Genomic DNA, 19,719 nt, shown 5'->3' on the forward strand with positions numbered 1-19,719 from the left:
ATCAGAGCACACCCAGCGGACGACAGACGTTGGACAGGGCGTTCCAGTACTGACCCGGCGCGCAATTCTCCGCCGGACGCGGCGTCTGGCAGGTGTTCGTGATGGGGTCCCAGAATTGTCCGTTGACGCAGTTCAGCGGTTCAGCCGAGGCGGACCCGACGGTGAACAGCGACGCGGCGGCGATCGGCGCTGCGGCAAGAACGGCGATGGTCGAACGGCCGAGTATGTTTCGCATGGATTGATCTTGCCCCACGCCGCGGGTCGTGAAACCCCGGATATCCGCGCCTCAGGTGCCGTCGCCGACTATCAAGATCGGCATCGATCGACGAATCGAGACGCCCTTTCCCGCAGCTGCGTCTTCGTCGGCGCCTTCGCGCCGGTGAGGATCGGGAAGACCATCGGCCCCAGGAGGTCTGCGATCAGTTCCTCGTCCACCACGGCGGCCGGGACGGTGCCATCGCCGAGCACATGAGCGATGACCGGCACGGCGCTGGTCACCAGGGCATCGTCACCGCGCAGCAATTCGGCGACGGCGTTGTCGTGCTGAGCTTCTCCGAGCAGCGCCCGATAGGCGCCGCCGGCGGCAGATCGCGTGAGGAAGTGCACGACGGCCGCCAGGTAGTTCGACACCACAGCGACCGGGTTGGCCGTGAGCGGCACGGCCAACTCGGTCGCCGCGTCCTGCGCGCACGCCTCGTGCAGGATCTCGGCCTTGGTGGACCACCAGCGGTAGATCGTCTGGCGGCCGACACCGGCCCGCTCGGCGATGCCCTTCATCGTCAAGGCCGCATAGCCCTGTTCGACGAGCATGTCGTCGACAGCGTTCAGGACCGCCCGGCGGGCGCTCTCGCTGCGCGGCCTGCCGAGTACGGGTTCCACCGTGCGGTTGGACGTTTCGGACATGGCTCGATCTTCTCAGTTGTCGGTGTCCTCGGTCGCTCGAACCCGACGCACCAGCACCAACTCGGCGATGACCACGATTGCGGGCACCACCGACACCAGCCCGGCGAACACCACACCAGCGGTGACGAGATCGGTTGCCCGGGTCAGTGCGCCGACACCGATCGCGGGCACCGCCAGCATCGTGTAGAGCCCGGCGAAGAACGCCGACGAAACCCCGCCGCGGTGCGCGACATCGGTGCGCTCGACGGTCATCGCAAGTCCTGCCAACAAGCACATCCCGCCCCCGATGCCGACGGTGGCGGCGGCGGCCAGCAGGGCAGGAAGCGACCGGGTAGTCAACGCGAGCACGATCAAACCCGCCGCGACCACCATGCCCAGGCAGCCGACGATCTGCGCATGGATGGGTGCGATCCGCCGTGCCCACAGCTGACCGGCAGCCATACCCGCGAAGGCGACGAAGACGACGCCGCCGGCGACGGAATGGCTGTGCACGTGCAGGCTGCCCGCCAAGAGCAGACCGCTGACTGCCGTCAGTACGCCGGTGACAGCGAACCCGGAGCCCGCTGCCAGCACCGCCCGCACAAATGCCCCGCGGATGGCGGAGGGAATGTGCGGGCGCTGTCGCCATCCGGACGTGGTGCTCGTGCGTGGTGCCGAGGGAAGGCCGCACCCAAGTGCGAGAATGGCCACCCCGGACAGCATGAGATGAGCCAGGTAAGGCGCGCTCAACGCGGAGGTGCTCAGGTCGGCGATGACGCCTGACAGCAGGGTGCCGACCGCGAGACCGCCGGTGTTCACCGCGACCGCGACGGTCCCCGCCAAGGCTTTACGCTCTGATCCGAAGAGGTCGATGATGGCTGCCGTTCCAGCCCCGCTCATCAGGCCCGCCCCGATCCCGGAGACCAGCCGGGCAAGGATCAGCAGCGGCAGCGATGGCGGCAACAGGAACAGCACGGCACTTGCCGCCGCAAGCGCCACCGCGGCGAGGAGCACCGGTTTGCGACCGATGTGGTCGGAAAGTCGGCCTAACAAGAGCAGGGTGGCGACCACGCCGATCGCATACACCGCGAAGAGCACCGTCACCGTCAACGCCGTGAACGTCAACTCACTGGCATAGATCGGATACAGCGGCGTCGGGAGTGTGGTGCCCATCATCGTCACAATGAAGGCAAAACCAATGGCAAATAACGGTTTTCGCGAGACTCGGCTCATCGCCGCCGAGCCGTCGAGGGTGGTGTTCGTCACGATGGTCCTTTCGCAGCAATTTCTCATATACGAGGCATGATGCCTCGTATATGAGATTAGCACTATCGAGTCATAGTGTCTCGTTTTGCCGATCGGGCCCGGGCGCTCCCGCCGTCAGCGCCTGTGCAACTCTTGATCCGAGGCCCTGCAAGCAGTTCGATGCCGACCTGAGGAGACGCACGCGAATGAGACGCCGCAGTGCTCTGCACCTGTTGTGGACACTGCCGCTTGCGACGGCGCTGTCCGCCGTTCCGCTCTACTGGGGCACATTGGCCGTATGCGGTGTCAGCGGTTGCAGCGGAGGTGGCTACGGGCCTTCATACAGCCCGGATCATCATTGGATCATCGCGTTTGTCGTGGTCGGCCTCCTGTATGCGACGGCGATCATTGCGGTGCCGCGGGGGCGGTTCGGCCTCCGACTCGTGATCGGACTGGCTCTGGGCGTCATGGTCGCCGGCTATCTGATCGTCCACGCGTGGACCATGAAGTACCGACCATGAAGTACCCGCTCGTCTGACACCGCGGACTCCTGCTCAGATGCGCTCCAGGACGGAATCGTCGGTCCGCACCGCACCGAGGGTGGCGTGCACCGTGATGTCATGGGTGCCGGGGGAGACGGTGGCGCAGACGATCCCGACCTCGTGGCGATCGACCTTGCGAGCGAGAGCGGGTAGGCGCTGCACCAACGACGTTGCGGTGTCGATGATGTGGGCCGAGGTCACCGACGCCACACAATCGGCTGCCGCGCCCCGCCGCACCACCGACAGCAGCGCGTTCTCCACGGCACTGCGCATCGCGCCGTCAGGCAGTTGCGCGTTCTTCCAGGCCTGCAGCGCGGCCCGCATGGCGGGACAGTCGTCATGGCCGAGGACCACCACCAGAGCGACCCCGAGAGCATCGACCGCGTACTCGATGCTGGCCAGCACGCTCGTATCCACGGTGTGGCCCCAGGTGCTGATATCGACGAGCGATCCGGCAGATTGCCCGAAAACGGTCTCGCTGCTGATGCCGGCATCGGCACAGCGGAACACCGCTGCCACGGGTCCCTCGACTGGCCACGGCCGGCCGGACCGCAGCTCCTGCCAGATCGCCGTCGCAGTGGTCACGTCACTGGTCATCTCGGTCATTCCTTTCGTGGTGGTTTTCAGCTGAAGTACTCGGGGCGGCTGACGTAGGTCTCGGTCACGAACAGCACGCCGGGTGAGGCATCGAGGAGCCGGCGCAGACCGGCGAGCAGTGCCTCGGCCTTGTCGTCGGGCACCACGGTGATGATCAGTTCGAGCGTCGCCTGCTGGTTGAACAGCAGGCGACCCTGGTGATAGCCGTGGTGGCCGAGGCCGGACACACCGGACACGCTGGTGAAACCGGTGGCACCGACGCCGGTGATCACGTCGCGCACCGCGGCGGCGTCCTGACCGGAGACGACAACCTCGACTTTCGTCATCCGGGTGAGGGCGGTGGTCATCGAATCATCTCCTTGTCGAAAGCGGTTGTCGGAAGGGCGTCGTCATACCAGTCCCGCCAGCCGTTGCGGGTCCGGCGGTGCCAGCTGCGGTGGGCCTGCTCGCGGGCGGCGATGCTCACCCAGTCGTTGTCGAACAGCTGCTTCAGCAGCGGGTTGCGGTCGATCACGGTGTCGATGCGCGCCAACGGCGCCTGGACGACGGCGAGCAGTCGTTGCGGTTCATGTATCAGTCGGTCGGCGAACTGCACCGACTGCTGCGGTAGTCCCAAGCGCAGGTCGCCTGCGTGTCCGGTCAGCACTCCGGCATCACCCACCACGTTATGGATCGTCTTGCTCCCCGCCCCGAACGTGTCGGGGGCCACGGTGGAGAAGTAGTATTGGCAGTTGATCCACTGCGCCACCACCAATGGCGCAGTCATGATGTTCTCCAGCGCGGTTCCGTCTGCGTCGACCTCAGCCTCGTAGGAATGCAGGAATACCCTGCGCTGCAGGTCTACTCCGGCAGTGACTTCCCGTGGGGCGATGATGAATGCGGAATTGTTGGCAAGTCCCCATTCTGGATACACCTGCGCCCAGTCCAGCGAGCGCTTGACGACGTGGCGGGCAGCCCTGGTAGCTGAGCGCCGCCGGGGTGCGCCGGGCAGACCGTTGCACCGTTCGGCTGCAAGGTGCGCGCCGGCGTGCGCGAGATGTGTCGTGAGCCGGTCGATGTCGGCCCGGTGCCCGGCCGGGACCAGATGTTGGTCGAGTACCGTCACGCGGTCGGTGGTGGTGTCGTGCACCGCAGCGACGACGAGAGTGTCGTCGGGGATGGCGATTCCCGACATGCGCAGCTCGGCACGAACCTCGGGATCGTTGAGGATCAGCGCGGCGGTGCGTGCATTCGGCCCGCCGCCCTGCCCACCGCAGGCCCCGCAGTCCAGCGACGCCTGGTAGGGGTTGTTCTCGGTGGTGCTGTGGTGACCACAGAGCACCAGCAACCGGGCGAAGTCACCGGTCAGCCCGATCGACTGGAAGATGGCTTGCGCGAACAGGACCCGCTCGGACAGTGGCATACCACTCACCGCCAGCACTGTTGTCGGCGTCGGCGCAATCCACTCGTGCAGTCGCTTCCGGATCGAGCCGCTGGCGGCCGGGGCGGCGGTTTTGGCCGCAGCAAGCGGACCGGCGAGAAAACCGGCCGCTTCGGCGAGGGTGAACGACCCGGTATACGACTGTTTTGCGGTGTGAAAGGAGGATTCGGCCGCAGCCAGGCCGGTGGCACCGGCAACGTGCCGACGTGCATCGCCTACCGGCTTCTCGGATACCTGGTGACTGGGTGAGATCAGCACCGGACAAAGATCCATCGGTTCACCGCCGAGCAGACCGGTGAACCGGATCGCGACGGCGAAGAAGCCGGCGAAGCCGAAGGTTTGATAGCCTTCGCGACTCTCCAGATGCCTGCGCAACCCTTCCGAACGGGTGTCGATGCACGTGACCATCTGGGTGTGTACGGGCACGGCATCGGCATCGGCATCGGCATCGGCGTTGCTGTCGTCCTTTGTCAAAGCGCTCAGTAGCTGATCCTGGTAGTGGCCTTCGAAAGCCTGCTGCCACAGCATCTCCCGGGCGCCCACCGGCATCGTGGCAAGAACCCTGGCCACGGTGGCCTGCTCGGCCTCGTCGATCGTCCCCGCGTGCCAGACCGCCAGCAGATGCGCCGCGCGCTCGCGCGCGGTGGGTGTCGACGAGCGAGGTGCGTCGGTCATGGGGGGTCTCGGGGCGTCCTGCGCCAATGCGGCTTCCACGGACAGCCGGACGGCCAGATACTGCAGCAGATCGATGCCCGCCGCGCGGTCGGCGCCCCATTGGATGTGGGCCGCCCATCCCGGCAACCGGGTCAGATGCGCCTGCAGATAGACGACGCGATCCTCATCGCCGATACGCAGACGCTCGAGCGCCTTCAGTACGGCATCGTCGGGCCGTTCCGGCGCCGCGCGCAGCTTCCGCCGTGCCGCGCGAGGCAGGGTCCGGTCGTGCCGCACCGAATTCCGCCAAGCGGTGTAGAAACCGTGCGCATGGTCTGGCACGGACCAACTGCCGCCACCGAGGAAGGCCGCGCACCAGGTGGCGGCGTGCGCGTCGATATCGGCAGCCAGCTCACCGGAGATCTGCTCGGCACGAGTGGTGAACCGGCGCCGGGGTTCCGGGGCGACGTGGCCGTGCAGCAGGTCCGCCCGCAGGATGTCGATGGCCGCGACGTTACGGTCGGCCAACGAAATGTCGGGTTCGTCCCCCAGGTTGGGGTACCGCCTGCACAGGACGACCTCGAGGTCGGCGTCGGTGATCCGGCCCTGCCGGTACAGAGCCCGAAAGACGCTCTCTGGCAGGGTTCCCCGCATCCCGTACACGTCGCTCGCGCGCCGGATGGCCTGTTCGAAGGGCATGTTCTGCAGACCGGCGAGTGGATTGACCGCGATGAAGGTGCCAAGGGGAAAGTGAGTGGGCAGTGCCCGCGCGGCGATCCGGATGTCACTGCGGAGCTGGGCCCGCCGCGCGGCGGTATCGGTCGGTGTCATCGGTGTGCTCCTGTCGGGTGAAGGGTTCCGGCGCTGATCGCGTGGGTGTAAAGGGCGCGCTGCAGGCCGCGCGCCGCAGGCCGGTTCCGCACGGACGCCAGACCGCCGAGCAGCGCCAGGCCTGCGGCGATCACCGCCCAGACCGTCAGCGGTGATGCCGTCGACTCCGGTAATGCGGGCCCCAGATATCTGCTGACCATGCTGATCATCGCCACGTAGGCGACCGCTGCGGGGAACAGCACCGCCGTGGCGCCGAGCACACCGTGCGTGGTGGGTTGCCTGTGCAGCCAACCCCACGTGGCGGCGGCTGCGGCCAGCCAGGCGAAGACCAGCAGCGCGAGTTCGGCGGCATGACCTTCCTGCCAAGTCGGTACCAGCGCGACCCCGGTGGTCAACGCGCTCAGCGGAAGCAGCGCAGCAGCCGCGGCGACACCCCATGTGGCGTTGCGGGAGATTTGTGCCGGGCCGGCGAGCAGGTGGTGCCGTCGGTGCCTGGCGATCGCAGTGCCGGAGGACAGGAACAGGGCGGCTTTGTAGAACCCGTGTCCGATCAGGTGGATCACCGCCGCCGCCCAGAGGCCCAGCCCACAGGTGAGCATCATGAATCCCATCTGGGCCATCGTCGAATAGGTAAGCGCGCCCTTGATATCCGGCCTCGCCAGCATCATCAGGACGCCGTAGGCCATGGACGCGACGCCGGCGGCGATGATGATCCCTGCGGCCAGTGGGGTCGAGAAGGCGGCGAGTTTGACAAGCAGGACGCCGCCGCCGTTGACCACCCCGGCATGCAGAAGAGCCGACACCGGTGTGGGCGCCGCGAGTGTGGCGGGCAGCCAGCGGTGAAAGGGTATCTGCGCCGTGCGGGAGAGGGCGGCAACCGCGATCAGTATCGCGATCGCGGGTGCGAATACATCGGCGTCGAGATGATGCAGTCCGACGGCGACCCAGAGCGCGCCGTCTCCGAGGGCGAATGCCAGCGCTGTGCGACGAACACCGTCGCGTGCGGCGGGAAGCTCTCGGTAGGTGGCCAACAGCAGGCACAGTGCGAGCCCGACCGAGGTCCAACCGATGGCGAGGGCAACCAGCGTGGTGGCCGTCGCCATCAGCATCGACGCCGCTGTGAGAAGTGTTGCACCACAGGTGAACCAGTGTGATCGCCGGTCACCGGCAAGGTAGCGCACGGCGTATCCCTGGGCGGTGGCGCTCACTCCGAAGATCAGCACCAGCAGTGCTGCAGCGAGGCGGTCAGGTGCTGATACCACTCCCACGATCGCGACCAGCGCACCGACGACGGTCACCGATGTGCCCACGCGTGCAACGGCGGCCGGCATGCGCCGGCCGACGGTGGCGGCCAGTGCGGCCACTGCCAGCAGTGCGATGAGCAGTACCAGAAGAGGTGGCTTCGAGACGAGCTCCAACATGCGAAGCAAATTACGTGTATTACGTCTCGCGTGTCAAGGTTCGTAATACAAAGGCGACGTGTACCCCTCCGATCGCCGTCGCCGTCAGCAGTGGATATGGGCCGACACGAAACATGCCGATTACCGAAGTGCGTTACACGAATCACATATGCTTTCCGGGATGCCCGCGTCCCGGAAGAGCTCAGAGAAGGTGGCGGCCCCGCGCAAGGCGCTCGGCCGGGCCACCGCGCAACCCGCGGTGGCGCCGCAGCGTACCTGGACGTTTCTGACCAACCACGCCCATGTGCTGCTCTGCCTGGCGCAAGGGGAGTCGCTGACGGCGCGGGAACTGAGCGTGCTGATCGGCATCACCGAGCGTTCGGTGCAGGCAATCCTGGCCGATCTGATCGCCGACGGCTATCTGAAGAAGTCCAAGGTAGGACGACGCAATCGCTATACGGTCAATCGGGCCGGGCGCCTGCGTCACCCGCTGGAATCGGCGCACAGCGTCGGTCAGCTGATCGATGCCCTCAGCTGAGTCCTGCTCAGCGGGTGCTGGTCACCGTCAGTGATCGGCGAGAGCCGTCTTCACAAAGGACGAGATGCGTTGCCTGGCTGCGTCGGCTTCCGGAACCGGTAGCAGGATGAATCCGTGGAATCCGCCGGACACCTCCACGAGCGTGGTGTCGACGCCGGCCGCGCGCATGCGGGCAGCGGTATTGCGTGAATCATCGAGCAGACAATCGTGCGTGCCGACGATGATGAGCGTGGGCGGAAAGCCGGCGAATGAGCCGTACAGCGGTGAGACCAGGGGTGCCGTCAGCTCGTGATCGCCCGCATACGCTCCCGCACTGTGGTTCAGTCCGGCGCGGGACAAAAGATCGCGGTGTTCGTTGGACAGGAAGCTGTCGGAGATGTTGGTCAGATCGGCCCAGGGAAAAAGGGTTACCACCGACCTGGGCGGCTCGGCGCCCTCGTCGAGTAGTCGTCGCGTCAGCGACAAGGCGAGTCCACCCCCGGCGGACTCGCCGATGATGACCGTGGGTCGGCCGCGCGCCACCTGCAAGTAGACCGCCCACAGGTCATCGAGTGCGGCCGGGAACGGATGCTCCGGCGCGAGCCGGTAATCGACACTGACCAGGTCTGCTTTGTTGGAAAGGGCCAACCGGCTGTGAGACCGCGCCGCCACGGAGCTGCCGGCGACGAAGGCCCCGCCGTGAACATGGAAGATCAACGCTGGGCCGGCGCCAACCGGCCGAAACCAGCGAACGGGAACGTCGGCCACCGTGGCGGTGTGTTCCTCGACGCCGCGCGCACGGCGCTGGCGCATCTCCATCGAACGGGTGATCGTGCGTGTTCTGTCGACGTCGTGGGGGCCTCGTGCCCTCGATGCCGCCAGCAGAGCGAGTTTCTGGAAAGTGGCCAGCCGACGGCTGGGACGGTGCGGCGTGGATTCGGACATGGGCGCTCTCCTCGGTATCGGTATCGGCAGCGGCGGGATCAGGCGGCATGCAGGAACAACATCGACCCGACGGCGACGAGGACCACCGCAAGGATCGCGGCGTTGTGTCGCTCAAGGATGACCCGGAGACGGTGCAAGGGCCCTTCCATGCGTTCGCGCCAGATCGCATAACTCAGCACCGGCATGATCACGGTCAGACTTGCCATCACGGCGAAGGCGGCCATTTCCGCCAACGCGTGCATGCCATCGGTTGATCCGATACTGAAACCTGCTGCGGCGCAGACGGACAACACTTTGGGGTTCATGATCGCCAGAATGGGGGCCGCCGCAAGCGCCCGCCACGCGGTGACGGAATCCAATCCGCGTAGCCAGGCCGGTGCCCGAGTGCTCCGCCCACGACGAACCCAGGTGACGGCGCCGGCGAGGACGAGGAGTACTGCCAACGCCATGATGGCGGGTCGTACCCACGCGGGCGCGGGACCTCCTGCCGTGGGCAGGCTCCCGGATAGTTCCACGAACAGACCTGTTGCCACGATCAGGGACAGCACCCATCCTGCGGCGAACGACCACCCGGCTGCCAGTGGCCGCGGCGTGTTCAGCATCAGGATCGCGGGAATCACCGACGCGGGGGATACGGCGATGACTACGGCCAGCGACATCAGCTCAGCCCACATCGGACACCCTGACCGCCAGGAGGTCGACCAACAAACAAGCAATCCTCATTCATGTACCCCTCGCCGTTGATAAGTACGATCAGTCAATGCCCACGGAGTCGGACCGCATCGGGGAGCCGGCGCGCAGACGCGGCCGCAACAGCAGCGGAGAAGCGACGCGCATCAAGCTCATCACTGTTGCGGAAACGCTGTTCGCCGATCGAGGGATCGCGGCCGTGAGCCTCAACGAGATCAGACTTGCTGCCGGACAAAGCAACGCCGCGGCGGTGAACTATCACTTCGGATCCAAGGATGACCTCATCAAGGCGATTCTGGAGTACCGTCTCGAACGCATCGACCGAGATCGTGGACGGATTCTCGACGACGCTCTCTCGGCGCGTCGACCGCCCGAACTCAGGAGCGTGCTCCAGGCCTTGGTCCTTCCGCAGATCGACAGCATCAACCGAGGGGAGCGGCATGTCGAGCTGGTAACCCAGTTGATGTTCCACGGATATGCCCAACCGGGCGGGCCTGCGTGGATTCTTGCCGATCCCGCCATGACCGGGCATGGTCAACGGCTCAACCAGATTCTCTGGCAGCATCTTTCGGACCTCCCTGACGTCGTCGCAGCGGCGCGTCTTCGTTTCGTCTACACCAGTTGTCTGAACGCAGTCGCCGACCATCAGCGCCAACGCGCAACCGTGGCCGGTGCGCCGCCGACCGCCGTGTTCGCGGCCGACCTCATCGATTCGCTGACCGCGGTCATCTGCGCACCGGCATCGACACACACCGTCGGTGCTTTGCAACCTTGACGACGCCGCATCACTCTGACTTGAGCGCAGCCTCGAGAAGTTCCCTGCCTGGTAGCGAGTCCAGATCCGATTCGACTGTCACCGAATACAATCGGCCATTCCACTCGAACGGTGGCCGGTAGTCGGCGCAGACCGGTAAGCCGCGGTCCCGCCCGAGGGTCAGTGCTGTCCCGCCATGCTGCCAGACGTGGGGCAGTGTCAACGTTGTGAACACCGATCCTGCGACAGCATCGTCGATCACCGCTTCCACCCGCGTCCCGTTGTGGAGACGATGTAGCCGACAGCCCGCGCTGTGCCGACCGGCCATCAGCACTCGGTCCGATTGCACGCGAATGTCGCCGCCGGGTGCGGCGATGGCGATATGCAGTCTGGAGTCGATCACGTATGCCGCGAGTCCGCCGGTCCAGTTGCCGATCGCGAACAGCACCCCGTGGGCGGCGGCTTCGGGAGGAACCTCGATGTCGGCGGATATGCGGCTGTACAACAGGGGGAGCGCCTCATCGACGACGGGTCCGCCCGCGGGTCGCAACACCACACGCTGGCCGGGTGGGAAGTCGGGCCACACCATGTCTGCTGCTCGGGCGACCAATGAGTCGGTCAGCGGAAGCACGTCATGGCGGGCGGCTTCACGGTCCCAGAGAGCGCTCAAACGCGAGACCTCGCCAGGGTGTGTCGCGGCGATATCGTGGGCTTCCGAGAAGTCGTCGGGGTGAAACAACGACCACCGATCGGCGGCGAAGTCACGGCTGCCATCGACCAGTCTCTCCTCGTCCATGACGCCTTGGCTCACGTGGTCGGTTGTTGCCTTCCAGCCGTCGGCGATGATGGAGCGAGAACCGACGACCTCGAAGTATTGAGTGGATCGGGGCGCCGGCGCCGCCGCATCGTCGAAGGTCGCCAGGAAGCTTGCGCCGTGCATCGCGCTGTCAGCCGCGGTCGAACCGAGTATCGGCGGTCGGATTCCACAGGCCTCCAATACCGTTGGCATGATGTCTATGGCGTGTGCGAACTGTGGGCGGACCGCGCCGCCGCCGCGGATGCCACGAGGCCAATGTGCGATGAGTGGTACACGCGTCCCGCCGAGCCATGCGTACCGCTTCCACAGCCGAAACGGTGCGTTACCGGCCCATGCCCAGCCCCACGCATAGTGGGGGTATCCCGCTACTCCGCCCCAGTCGGTCAGCTGGTCGAGGTTATCGGCCGGTGATTCCGGCACCCGGTGAGTGAATCGGTGTTCGTTGCTGGTTCCCGCGGCACCGCCCTCTGCACTGGCCCCGTTATCGCTCATGATGAGGACGAGGGTGTCATCGAGGACGTCGAGTTGTTCCAGGGCCGTGAGCAATCGGTCGATCTGGCTGTCGGTATGGCTGAGAAATCCCGCGTAGACCTCGTGCATCCGCGCGTACGCGGTGCGTTCGTCGTCGCTGAGTTTGCTCCAGTCGGGGACCCAGCCGGGCCGCTCGGTGAGGGTGGTGCCTGCCGGCACGACGCCCTCGGCGAGCTGGCGTTCGAATACTTCGTGTCGCCAGGCTTCCCAACCGATGTCGAACTGCCCTGCGTAGCTGTCCGCCCAGTCCTTGTGTACATGATGCGGCGAGTGCATGGCCCCGGTGGCGAAGTAGAGAAAGAACGGCTTGCCCGGCGCGGACTGTTGCTGGCTCACCACCATTGAAATCGCTTCATCGGTGAGGTCTTCGGTCAAGTGGTAACCCGCTGGTCGCACATCGGGCCCATCGATATAGCTGTTGTCGCGTACCAGTTGCGGGTCCCAATGGTTGGCGTCGCCGAGCAGGAAACCGTAGTAACGCTCGAACCCGAGTCCCAACGGCCAACGGCTGAACGGACCGGCGCTCGTCCGCTCGCCACGAGGCGCCAGATGCCATTTTCCGACGGCCATTGTGCTCCAGCCGGAATCCCGGAGCATGCGCGGCAAGGTCGGCGTCGAGTCCGGGATCTTCCCGGTGTAACCCGCCTGGGCGGTCGGGATGTCGGCGAGGAAGCCCATCCCGACCGAGTGGTGGTTTCGGCCGGTGAGCAACGCGGCCCGTGTCGGCGAACACAGGCCGGTGACGTGAAAACGGTTGTATCGGAGACCATTTCTGGCCAAGCGATCGATGGCCGGAGTGCGGATGTCGGAGCCGTAACAGCCCAGCTGGGCGAAGCCGAGGTCGTCCAGGACGATCATCACCACATTGGGACGTTCAGATCGTGTGTTCACGCCGTACTCGCCCATGCGCCACCTCTGCTCACCGTGATCTAATTAAAGAGACCTCATTACTATCACGGAATCGCTTCGCTGGCACATGTCAGCTCCCGATCACAGCGCGGCGGTTGTGCGACACCTCGGCGAGGCGGCCCGCTCGACATTCCACGATTCGATGGCCGATATCCCTGGCGACGTCGAGGTCATGGGTGATGAACACCATCGCCGTGCCGTAGCGCTCCTGCAGCGCGACCAACGTGTCCAGTACCGCCGCCTGTGCGACCACGTCCAGCGCCGAGACGGCTTCGTCGAGCACCACAATGTCCGGCCCGGGAGCCAGCGCGCGGGCGATCGCCACGCGTTGACTCTGTCCGCCGGAGAGCTGACCCGGCTTTCGCGTCAGGAACTGCTCTCCGAGCCCGACCTCGGAGAGCACCTCCCGAACGCGTTCCCGCCGGGTGCGGTCGTCCATGTCGACCGTGCGCAGCAGCGATTCGGAGACGATCCGCCCGACGGTCCACCGCGGGTCGAGTGCGGTGAAAGGATTCTGAGCAACCAGTTGAATCCGGCCCGGACGTACCGACCCACCATCGGCGCCCGCCAGCGTGAGCCTGCCGTCGTCGGGGGTGGCGAGACCCACCAGAACACGGGCCAGAGTGGACTTCCCGGAGCCCGACTCACCCACGACCGCGACAGTTTCACCACGGCGCACCGTCAGCTCTGCGTCGGCCAATGCGTGGACTACTCCGAAACGTTTGGTCAGTCTGTCGGCGCGCAGCGCGATATCGGCGTCGGACGCCACCGGGGAACGGCGTCGCCTGCCGGGCAGGGCCGCGGCCAGTTCCTGTGCCGCATCGCTGCGCGGCGACTCCAGCACCGTGTCCGCACCGCCATCCTCCACCACGCGACCACCGTCGAGGACCACGATGCGGTCGGCCCTGCTGGCTGCCACGGCGAGGTCGTGCGTGATCAGCAGCAACCCGGCGCCGTCGCGGCTACGTGCGACGAGGGTATCCAGGACCCGCGTCGCGACAGCCGCATCGAGCGCGCTCGTCGGCTCATCGGCCACGATCAGGGCCGGCCGGCCGGCCAAGGCGATCGCGATCAACACCCGCTGGCGCTGTCCACCGGAGAGCTCGTGTGGATAGCGCTGAGCCAGCGAGGCGGCCGGTGTTCGGTCGGTGCCGAGCCCGACCTCGAGCAGCCTTTGCACGATCAGATCGTGGTGCGGACGGATGCCGTGCGCCCGCAATGCCTCGGCCAACTGAGTGCCCACCCGGTAGACCGGGTTCAGCGAGTTCCCGGGATCCTGTGGCACGTATCCCACCCGGGGCCCGTCCGGGCGCCGGCGCCATCCGCGGCGCCGTAGGGGTTCGCCGGCGACCTCGAGCCGGTCGGCATCGACCCGGATGTGATGTCGATGCAGACCTACCAGCGTCCGCGCGAGGGTGGTCTTCCCGCTGCCCGAACTGCCGACCACCGCGACGGTCTCACCCGCCCGCACGACCAGCGACACCTCATGCAAGACCTCGGTACCGGCGATCGTGACCCGCAGTCCCTCGATCCGCAGACTGTCGTGGTGTTCAACCGACATCGTCGCCTCCCGTGCCGAACTGGTGTGAAATCCGGTACGCCGCGATCACCACGACCGTCACCACTGCCGCCGGAATCAACGTCAGCCACCACGAGTCGGCCAGATAGCCGCGGCCGTCGGCGATCATCGCTCCCCATTCCGGGGCCGGTGGCGGCGGGCCGAAACCGAGGAATCCCAGTGCGGCGACGGCCAGTACGGCCTGCCCGAACTCCACCGCAGCCACCGCGGCGGCCGTTGGCCACAGGTGCGGGACGAGGTGGCGGGTCACGACCAGCAGCGCGGGCAGTCCGCTGATCGTCGCGGCCTCCACGAACGGGCTGGATCGCAGTTGCAGAGTCCTGGCGCGTATGACCCGCGCAACCCCTGCGATTCCCGCGATCCCCACGGCGACACCGACTTCGACGACACCCCCGCCGGTAGCGGCGATCACCGTCAAGGACAGCAAGAGACTCGGAACGGCAAGCAGCATGTCGACCAACCGCATGCCTGCCTGGTCCACCCATCGTCCGCAGTAGCCCGTTGCGACACCGAGGAGGACACCGACGAACAGTGCGACGACAACTGCGATACCGGCCGATGTCATCGATGCCGCGGTCGCGTGGACCACCCGGGTATACACATCACGGCCGAGGTTGTCGGTACCGAAGGGGTGGGCCAGACCGGGCGCCTGCAATCGCAGCGACGGTGAGACGGCGGACGGGTCACGGGAGGTCAGCGCAGAAGGGGTTGTCGCGGCGACGAGAACCACTGCCACGATGACAGCGCTGGGCCACGGTCTCGACCGTCCTACCCAGAGTCGGGACGGGGCGTCGAGGACGCTCACGAGATCTGCTGCCGCGCACGAGGATCCAGCAGCGGGCCCAGCACGTCCACGGCCAGTGTCAGGATCACGAAGATCGTCGCCGACCCGACAACGGCCGCCAGCAGCACCGGACCGTCGTGGGCGGCGACGGCCTGCTGGGTCAACCGCCCCAATCCGCTGCGGGAGAACACCGTCTCCACGACAACCGCCCCGGCCAGCGCGGACCCGACGAGAACACCGGCGGCCGAGAACGCCGGCAGGGCCGCGGCACGGGTGACGTGACGCAGGTGCACCGCGGCGTCAGACAGACCCTTTGCCCGCGCAACATCGACGTAGGGCGCCACGGCCGCATCGCGCATCCCGGTGGCCAGCACCTGCGCGAGGTAGCCGGCGATGGGAACGGCCAACGTGATCGCGGGCAGGATCGCCGCTTGGGGTGAGCGGTCGCCGAAACCCGGCACGAGGTGCAGCGTGAACGCGAAGACCTGCAGCAGAAACAGACCGATGGCGAAGGTCGGAATCGATACCAGCAGAGACGGAGCGGTGCTCAGTAGTCGAGCGGTCCGGCTTCCCGGGCGCAGGGTGGCCGCGAACGCGATGCCGAATGCGGCGGGGATGCCGATCGCGAGGGCCAGCCCGGCCAGCGCCGCGGTCGACGGTACCGCCTGCCACAGCGTCGTGGTGACCGGTTGCCCCGTGACCAACGACGTTCCCCAGTGGCCTGTGACGAGGTCGCCAAGGGTCGAGAGATATTGTCGCCACAACGGGTCGTCCAACCGATACTGAGCGCGCAACGCGGCGATCGTGGCCGGTGAGGGCGGTGCACCACCGCTGTCGGCGTTGGCCGCCAACGCGACGGGATCGCCGGGCAGCACCCGAAGAATCCCGAACACCACGGTGAACACCGCCCAGACCACGACGGCCCCGGCGCCAACCCGTCGGACAGCGTTCATCGGGCAGCCTCCTCGCTGAACTGAAGCCGCAGCACCCCTGACGCGTCGAATCCGACACCTGGATAACCCGGTGCGACCGCCGCGACCTGTGAGAGCTCTACGATCGGGATGGCGTAATCGACGCTCAGCAGCCGTGATTGGATCCGATCGACGAGCGCGAAGCGCTCGCTCCGGTCCGCGATCCCGGCCTGCGCCTGAAGTAGTGGGTCCGTCTCCGGGTCGTCGGCGCGCCGCGAGTAGTTGGTCCCTTGCACACCGATGCGTGAGCGCAGGATGTCCGGATCGGCACGAGTGACGTTGTAGTAGACCGCGTCGAATCGACCATCGGCGCGACGGGTCAGGAAGTCGTCGTTGGACAGCGCCGTGATGGTCATGTCGATACCGGAGTCACGCAACTGTTGTTGTGCGAGTTCCAGAATCGGCTTGTTCGCGTAGAATTCGGGTGAATAGATCACGTCGAACGACAGACGCTGACCGGCTCTGGTCCGGATACCGTCGGGTCCCACCTGCCACCCGGCTCGATCGAGGCCCGCGCGGGCAGCACCGGGATCGAACGCGAGCCCTGGGTCCGCACGGTATCCCGGGGTGGTCGAAGCCAGGATGCTGGTGGCCGGGCGGAAACCTGCACCGAGGGTGGTGTCGACCAAGACCTGCCGGTTCAGCGATGAGGAGACCGCCTGTCGGACCGCTGGATCCGCGAGCACCCCGCGGGACAGGTTGGCCTGCAGGACGTAGGGCAGACCGGGATTGGGGCGGGAAACGAACCGTGCCCCGACGGACTCCAGCGCGGCCCGGTCCTGCGGTTGCGGGTCGGCTATCGCGTCGAGTTGGCCACCGCTGATGCTGCCGGACCGTACTCCGGACTCTGGCACCACACTGAATTCGACCGTACGGTAGCGCACTTCGGGCGACAATCCGATCTCTGGTGCCCACCGATAGCCCTGCCGGGCTGCCAACGTGATGGACCGGTTTTGGTCCCAGGCCTGGTAGGTGTAGGGGCCGCTCCCGATCACGGTTTCGCCCCGGCATCGTTCATCGAAGGTCTTCGACACGGTCGTGGGTGCGAGGATGCCCAGCTGTGTGGTGGCGGCTGCCTGCAGGAACTGCACGTTGGGCTGTCGGAAGCGCACGACAGCGGTGTGCGGATCCGGGGTGTCGGTGCGGTCGTATCCGAGCAGGAATCCAGAGGCCTGCAGTGTGCGCGTCGATGACGCCTGCGCCGTCAGTGCGTCGAAATTCTGCTTGACCACTGTCGCCGTCAAGGGCGTACCGTCGCTGAACGTGACGTCCGGTCGCAACAGGAACGTGAAGCTGCGGCCATCGGCGGAGATCGCGAACCGCTGCGCTAACCACCCGGTGATCTCACCGTTGTCCGGGTTCTGATCGACCAACGAATCCACCACTTGCCGCGCCACGTTCACTGTTTGATTGGTGCTCGCCTGCGCGGGATCGGCGCAACTGGGTGCCGAGGACAGGCCGTAGCGCAGTGTGTCGAACGCCTGTGTCCCGGAGCTACAGGCGGTGAGCGACACGGTGACCGCGGCAACCATTGCCATCACGGCCACGCCCGGGTGCCGGGTCATCGTTCGGCCCCGCGCGCGATCAACGCGTTGGCGATCAACCCCACGGCCGCCGACATCACCAGCAGAACCGATACCCGCAACAGTCCGGTCTGCGGGTCGGTCGTGGCGAAGAGCCCGGCAGCCACCGCCGCACCGAGGGCGCCGCCGAGGTTGTGGAAGGTCCACGACGCGCCGACGGCGAAGCCTGCTTCCTGCGGATCCACCGCCGACAGCGCAGCCAGCGTGGCCGGGGCCAGGATCAGCGCCCACCCCAACCCGAAGGTCACCAGGCCGACGAGCAGAACCGGCAGCGACCCCAGGACAGTACCGACTATCACCAGCACGGCGGTACCGGTGAATGCGGTGAACCCCGTCAGCAGCGGTCGCACCGGTCCGGAGCGGTCCACCCAGCGCCCCACCCGCGACGAGGTGAGCGCCATGGTGGCACTCACCAGCAGCAGTACCCAACCGGTCGTGCGGACATCGAGACCATGCCGGAAGGCCAGATAGGGCGGCAGCACCAACAGCGCCGAGGCGTAGAACACGGCCAGTAGGAAATCTGAGGTCAACGCCGCGCGGAAACGCGGGTGACGGAAGAGATCCAACCGAATGAGCGGGGCTGCGGCGCGGCGTTCGACGAACACGGTGCCGGCCACCCCGATGATCACCGCGAGCACGGCCACCGCGACGGGCACGCTGAGCCACCCCGTCGTCTCGGGCAGCGACGCCGCGGCTGCCAGACCACCGACTGCCAGTGCGAGAAATGCCTGACCGGGAAGATCGAGGGGTAGACCGCGACTGCGCGCGGGCGAGGGAACCGCAGCCAAGATTGCCAGCAACGCAACGATTCCGAACGGCACGTTGATCCAGAAGATGGCCGGCCACCCGAAGGCGGGGACGAGCAGACCACCCAGCACAGGTCCCAGTGCCAAGCCCACGCCGTTGACCGCGTACAACAATCCGACGGCGCGGCCGCGGCTGCCTTCGGGGAACAGTGTTTCGACCAGCGTCGTGGTACCCGTGTAGAGGATCGCGCATGCGGCGCCCTGCACGAACCGCGCGACCACCAGCCAGCTGATCGACGGCGCCAGCGCGGCCCCCACGGACGCAAGAACGAACACCGTGATCCCCAGTACGAGTACGGTTTTGCGTCCCAGTAAGTCGCCAAGCCTTCCCGCGGTCACCATGAATACGGCCAGTGCTGTGAGGAACGCACTCAAGACCAATTGCGAGACGACCAGTGACGAGTCCAGGCTGCCGGTGATCGACGGCAGCGCGGTGGTGACGATGGTGAGATCGACGCACCCGAGGAACGAGGCGATGGCAAGTCCGGCGAAACCGACAGTCCTGCGCCTCGGGCCGGCCGTCGCCCCCGTCGTGGCCGAACGTTCGGTGACGGCGCTCATCGGGCCGACTTCCGCTTCTTGAAACGCAGCGGAAGCCAGGCCACGTGATCGTCGTCGACGAAAAGATCCCGAGTGGCCTGCATCGCGGTCGAAATCTGCTGGGGATAGATGACGAAGTCGTAACCCTGACCGGCCCAGAGAGGTTGGATGATGGGGCACTCTTCCAGCAGGTAGGTAAGGCACCCGTGGCGCACGGCCGCTGGGTCCTCGAGCGGCCCGTCACCTTCGCGCCGCGCCATGAATCTGTCGATGGTGCTGTCGATGGCCGTCCGATAGGCCGGGTCCCCGTCATAGGCCGCTTGCACCTGGTACAGGAAGCCGGGATAGTCGGCGTGGCTGAGCGCGTCGTCCCAGCGCAGGATGTCGACATCAGAGCTGATGAGGTCCAGCAGCGGCCGGTTGCGGTCGATCCATTGATCGCCGCGCCGTCGCGACACTTCGTAGGCGCGGCCGGCGGGCAGATCCAGATTGTGCCGCTGGAGCGTGTCGGCTACCGCGACGGTGACCTGTCCGAAGTTGTTTCGGTTGATCAGATCGACGGTGGCACCGAACTTTTCACCTTCATGATAGTCGGCGCCGACACTGACGAGCAGAATCGCCGACGTGCCGGCCAGATCGTACTGCAGGCCCTTGAGGTCGAAGGCGGCCTTGTGCGACCGCGACGCAAGCGCGATGTCGGGGGACAGGAGTGTCGTAGTCAT

General features: G+C 66.5%; 19 protein-coding genes. 3 read left to right on the forward strand and 16 right to left on the reverse strand.

Annotated elements, in window-relative coordinates:
* Position 1: 1 nt before the first annotated feature.
* The 3 genes from G154_RS19985 to G154_RS19995 all read right to left on the reverse strand — a co-directional run bounded on the left by G154_RS19985 (position 2) and on the right by G154_RS19995 (position 2,148).
* Entirely contained in the window at positions 2-235 is a 234-nt protein-coding gene (locus G154_RS19985) for a hypothetical protein (protein WP_019510834.1), read from the reverse strand.
* Between the two features lie 71 nt (positions 236-306).
* The gene (locus tag G154_RS19990) at positions 307-903 is read right to left on the reverse strand and encodes a TetR/AcrR family transcriptional regulator (protein ID WP_019510833.1); all 597 of its coding nucleotides are present in this window, start codon (positions 901-903) and stop codon (positions 307-309) included.
* Positions 904-915: 12 nt separating this feature from the next.
* Complete coding sequence (locus G154_RS19995) at positions 916-2,148, reverse strand: MFS transporter (RefSeq protein WP_023985805.1); 1,233 nt, start codon at positions 2,146-2,148, stop codon at positions 916-918.
* Between the two features lie 185 nt (positions 2,149-2,333).
* On the opposite strand from G154_RS19995, the gene G154_RS20000 reads away from it, so the two are divergent.
* Entirely contained in the window at positions 2,334-2,648 is a 315-nt protein-coding gene (locus G154_RS20000) for a hypothetical protein (protein ID WP_019510830.1), read from the forward strand.
* A 33-nt stretch (positions 2,649-2,681) separates the two neighbouring features.
* Here G154_RS20000 and G154_RS20005 read toward each other — a convergent pair whose 3' ends face one another.
* From G154_RS20005 to G154_RS20020, 4 genes are read right to left on the reverse strand one after another with little or no spacing between them, the layout of a single operon-like run.
* On the reverse strand, positions 2,682-3,266 hold the full coding sequence (locus G154_RS20005; RefSeq protein ID WP_157884751.1) for a carbonic anhydrase: 585 nt from the start codon (positions 3,264-3,266) through the stop codon (positions 2,682-2,684).
* Positions 3,267-3,292: 26 nt separating this feature from the next.
* The gene (locus G154_RS20010; RefSeq protein WP_019510828.1) at positions 3,293-3,613 is read right to left on the reverse strand and encodes a nitrogen regulatory protein P-II; all 321 of its coding nucleotides are present in this window, start codon (positions 3,611-3,613) and stop codon (positions 3,293-3,295) included.
* On the reverse strand, positions 3,610-6,171 hold the full coding sequence (locus tag G154_RS20015) for a DUF2309 domain-containing protein (protein ID WP_019510827.1): 2,562 nt from the start codon (positions 6,169-6,171) through the stop codon (positions 3,610-3,612). Before G154_RS20015 ends, G154_RS20010 begins: the two co-directional genes overlap by 4 nt.
* Positions 6,168-7,592 carry a proton-conducting transporter membrane subunit gene (locus G154_RS20020; protein WP_019510826.1) on the reverse strand — a complete coding sequence of 475 codons (1,425 nt, stop codon included), beginning with the start codon at positions 7,590-7,592 and terminating at the stop codon, positions 6,168-6,170. The genes G154_RS20015 and G154_RS20020 overlap by 4 nt, the downstream gene beginning before the upstream one ends.
* A 160-nt stretch (positions 7,593-7,752) precedes the next feature.
* Here G154_RS20020 and G154_RS20025 point away from each other — a divergent pair, with 160 nt between their 5' ends.
* The gene (locus G154_RS20025) at positions 7,753-8,109 is read left to right on the forward strand and encodes a hypothetical protein (protein ID WP_019510825.1); all 357 of its coding nucleotides are present in this window, start codon (positions 7,753-7,755) and stop codon (positions 8,107-8,109) included.
* A 27-nt stretch (positions 8,110-8,136) separates the two neighbouring features.
* Here G154_RS20025 and G154_RS20030 read toward each other — a convergent pair whose 3' ends face one another.
* A complete protein-coding gene (locus tag G154_RS20030; RefSeq protein ID WP_019510824.1) occupies positions 8,137-9,033 on the reverse strand; it encodes an alpha/beta hydrolase in 897 nt (298 codons plus the stop codon).
* A gap of 38 nt (positions 9,034-9,071) precedes the next feature.
* The gene (locus tag G154_RS20035; protein WP_157889244.1) at positions 9,072-9,692 is read right to left on the reverse strand and encodes a GAP family protein; all 621 of its coding nucleotides are present in this window, start codon (positions 9,690-9,692) and stop codon (positions 9,072-9,074) included.
* 101 nt (positions 9,693-9,793) lie between these two features.
* Between G154_RS20035 and G154_RS20040 the strand changes: the two genes are divergently transcribed.
* Positions 9,794-10,498 carry a TetR/AcrR family transcriptional regulator gene (locus tag G154_RS20040; protein WP_019510822.1) on the forward strand — a complete coding sequence of 235 codons (705 nt, stop codon included), beginning with the start codon at positions 9,794-9,796 and terminating at the stop codon, positions 10,496-10,498.
* A 10-nt stretch (positions 10,499-10,508) separates the two neighbouring features.
* On the opposite strand, the gene G154_RS20045 is transcribed toward G154_RS20040, so the two are convergent.
* The 7 genes from G154_RS20045 to G154_RS20075 all read right to left on the reverse strand — a co-directional run bounded on the left by G154_RS20045 (position 10,509) and on the right by G154_RS20075 (position 19,719).
* The gene (locus G154_RS20045; RefSeq protein WP_200879130.1) at positions 10,509-12,716 is read right to left on the reverse strand and encodes an arylsulfatase; all 2,208 of its coding nucleotides are present in this window, start codon (positions 12,714-12,716) and stop codon (positions 10,509-10,511) included.
* A gap of 88 nt (positions 12,717-12,804) precedes the next feature.
* Complete coding sequence (locus G154_RS20050; RefSeq protein WP_019510820.1) at positions 12,805-14,295, reverse strand: ABC transporter ATP-binding protein; 1,491 nt, start codon at positions 14,293-14,295, stop codon at positions 12,805-12,807.
* On the reverse strand, positions 14,285-15,049 hold the full coding sequence (locus G154_RS20055; protein WP_234713084.1) for an ABC transporter permease: 765 nt from the start codon (positions 15,047-15,049) through the stop codon (positions 14,285-14,287). The genes G154_RS20050 and G154_RS20055 overlap by 11 nt, the downstream gene beginning before the upstream one ends.
* Positions 15,050-15,114: 65 nt before the next feature.
* On the reverse strand, positions 15,115-16,050 hold the full coding sequence (locus tag G154_RS20060; RefSeq protein WP_031601511.1) for an ABC transporter permease: 936 nt from the start codon (positions 16,048-16,050) through the stop codon (positions 15,115-15,117).
* Entirely contained in the window at positions 16,047-17,633 is a 1,587-nt protein-coding gene (locus tag G154_RS20065; protein ID WP_019510817.1) for an ABC transporter substrate-binding protein, read from the reverse strand. The genes G154_RS20060 and G154_RS20065 overlap by 4 nt, the downstream gene beginning before the upstream one ends.
* Positions 17,630-19,018 carry an MFS transporter gene (locus G154_RS20070; protein ID WP_019510816.1) on the reverse strand — a complete coding sequence of 463 codons (1,389 nt, stop codon included), beginning with the start codon at positions 19,016-19,018 and terminating at the stop codon, positions 17,630-17,632. The genes G154_RS20065 and G154_RS20070 overlap by 4 nt, the downstream gene beginning before the upstream one ends.
* Complete coding sequence (locus tag G154_RS20075; RefSeq protein WP_019510815.1) at positions 19,015-19,719, reverse strand: hypothetical protein; 705 nt, start codon at positions 19,717-19,719, stop codon at positions 19,015-19,017. The genes G154_RS20070 and G154_RS20075 overlap by 4 nt, the downstream gene beginning before the upstream one ends.

Source organism: Mycobacterium sp. VKM Ac-1816D (genome assembly GCF_000416385.1).
Taxonomy (GTDB): domain Bacteria; phylum Actinomycetota; class Actinomycetes; order Mycobacteriales; family Mycobacteriaceae; genus Mycobacterium; species Mycobacterium neoaurum_A.

Excerpts from the sequence above, each read along its gene's own strand:
- G154_RS19985 (WP_019510834.1), bottom strand. The coding sequence starts at position 235 with ATGCGAAACATACTCGGCCGTTCGACCATCGCCGTTCTTGCCGCAGCG.
- G154_RS19990 (WP_019510833.1), bottom strand. The coding sequence starts at position 903 with ATGTCCGAAACGTCCAACCGCACGGTGGAACCCGTACTCGGCAGGCCG.
- G154_RS20000 (WP_019510830.1), top strand. The coding sequence starts at position 2,334 with ATGAGACGCCGCAGTGCTCTGCACCTGTTGTGGACACTGCCGCTTGCG.
- G154_RS20005 (WP_157884751.1), bottom strand. The coding sequence starts at position 3,266 with ATGACCAGTGACGTGACCACTGCGACGGCGATCTGGCAGGAGCTGCGG.
- G154_RS20010 (WP_019510828.1), bottom strand. The coding sequence starts at position 3,613 with ATGACCACCGCCCTCACCCGGATGACGAAAGTCGAGGTTGTCGTCTCC.
- G154_RS20015 (WP_019510827.1), bottom strand. The coding sequence starts at position 6,171 with ATGACACCGACCGATACCGCCGCGCGGCGGGCCCAGCTCCGCAGTGAC.
- G154_RS20020 (WP_019510826.1), bottom strand. The coding sequence starts at position 7,592 with ATGTTGGAGCTCGTCTCGAAGCCACCTCTTCTGGTACTGCTCATCGCA.
- G154_RS20025 (WP_019510825.1), top strand. The coding sequence starts at position 7,753 with ATGCCCGCGTCCCGGAAGAGCTCAGAGAAGGTGGCGGCCCCGCGCAAG.
- G154_RS20030 (WP_019510824.1), bottom strand. The coding sequence starts at position 9,033 with ATGTCCGAATCCACGCCGCACCGTCCCAGCCGTCGGCTGGCCACTTTC.
- G154_RS20035 (WP_157889244.1), bottom strand. The coding sequence starts at position 9,692 with ATGTCGCTGGCCGTAGTCATCGCCGTATCCCCCGCGTCGGTGATTCCC.
- G154_RS20040 (WP_019510822.1), top strand. The coding sequence starts at position 9,794 with ATGCCCACGGAGTCGGACCGCATCGGGGAGCCGGCGCGCAGACGCGGC.
- G154_RS20050 (WP_019510820.1), bottom strand. The coding sequence starts at position 14,295 with ATGTCGGTTGAACACCACGACAGTCTGCGGATCGAGGGACTGCGGGTC.
- G154_RS20060 (WP_031601511.1), bottom strand. The coding sequence starts at position 16,050 with ATGAACGCTGTCCGACGGGTTGGCGCCGGGGCCGTCGTGGTCTGGGCG.
- G154_RS20065 (WP_019510817.1), bottom strand. The coding sequence starts at position 17,633 with ATGACCCGGCACCCGGGCGTGGCCGTGATGGCAATGGTTGCCGCGGTC.
- G154_RS20070 (WP_019510816.1), bottom strand. The coding sequence starts at position 19,018 with ATGAGCGCCGTCACCGAACGTTCGGCCACGACGGGGGCGACGGCCGGC.
- G154_RS20075 (WP_019510815.1), bottom strand. The coding sequence starts at position 19,719 with ATGACTACGACACTCCTGTCCCCCGACATCGCGCTTGCGTCGCGGTCG.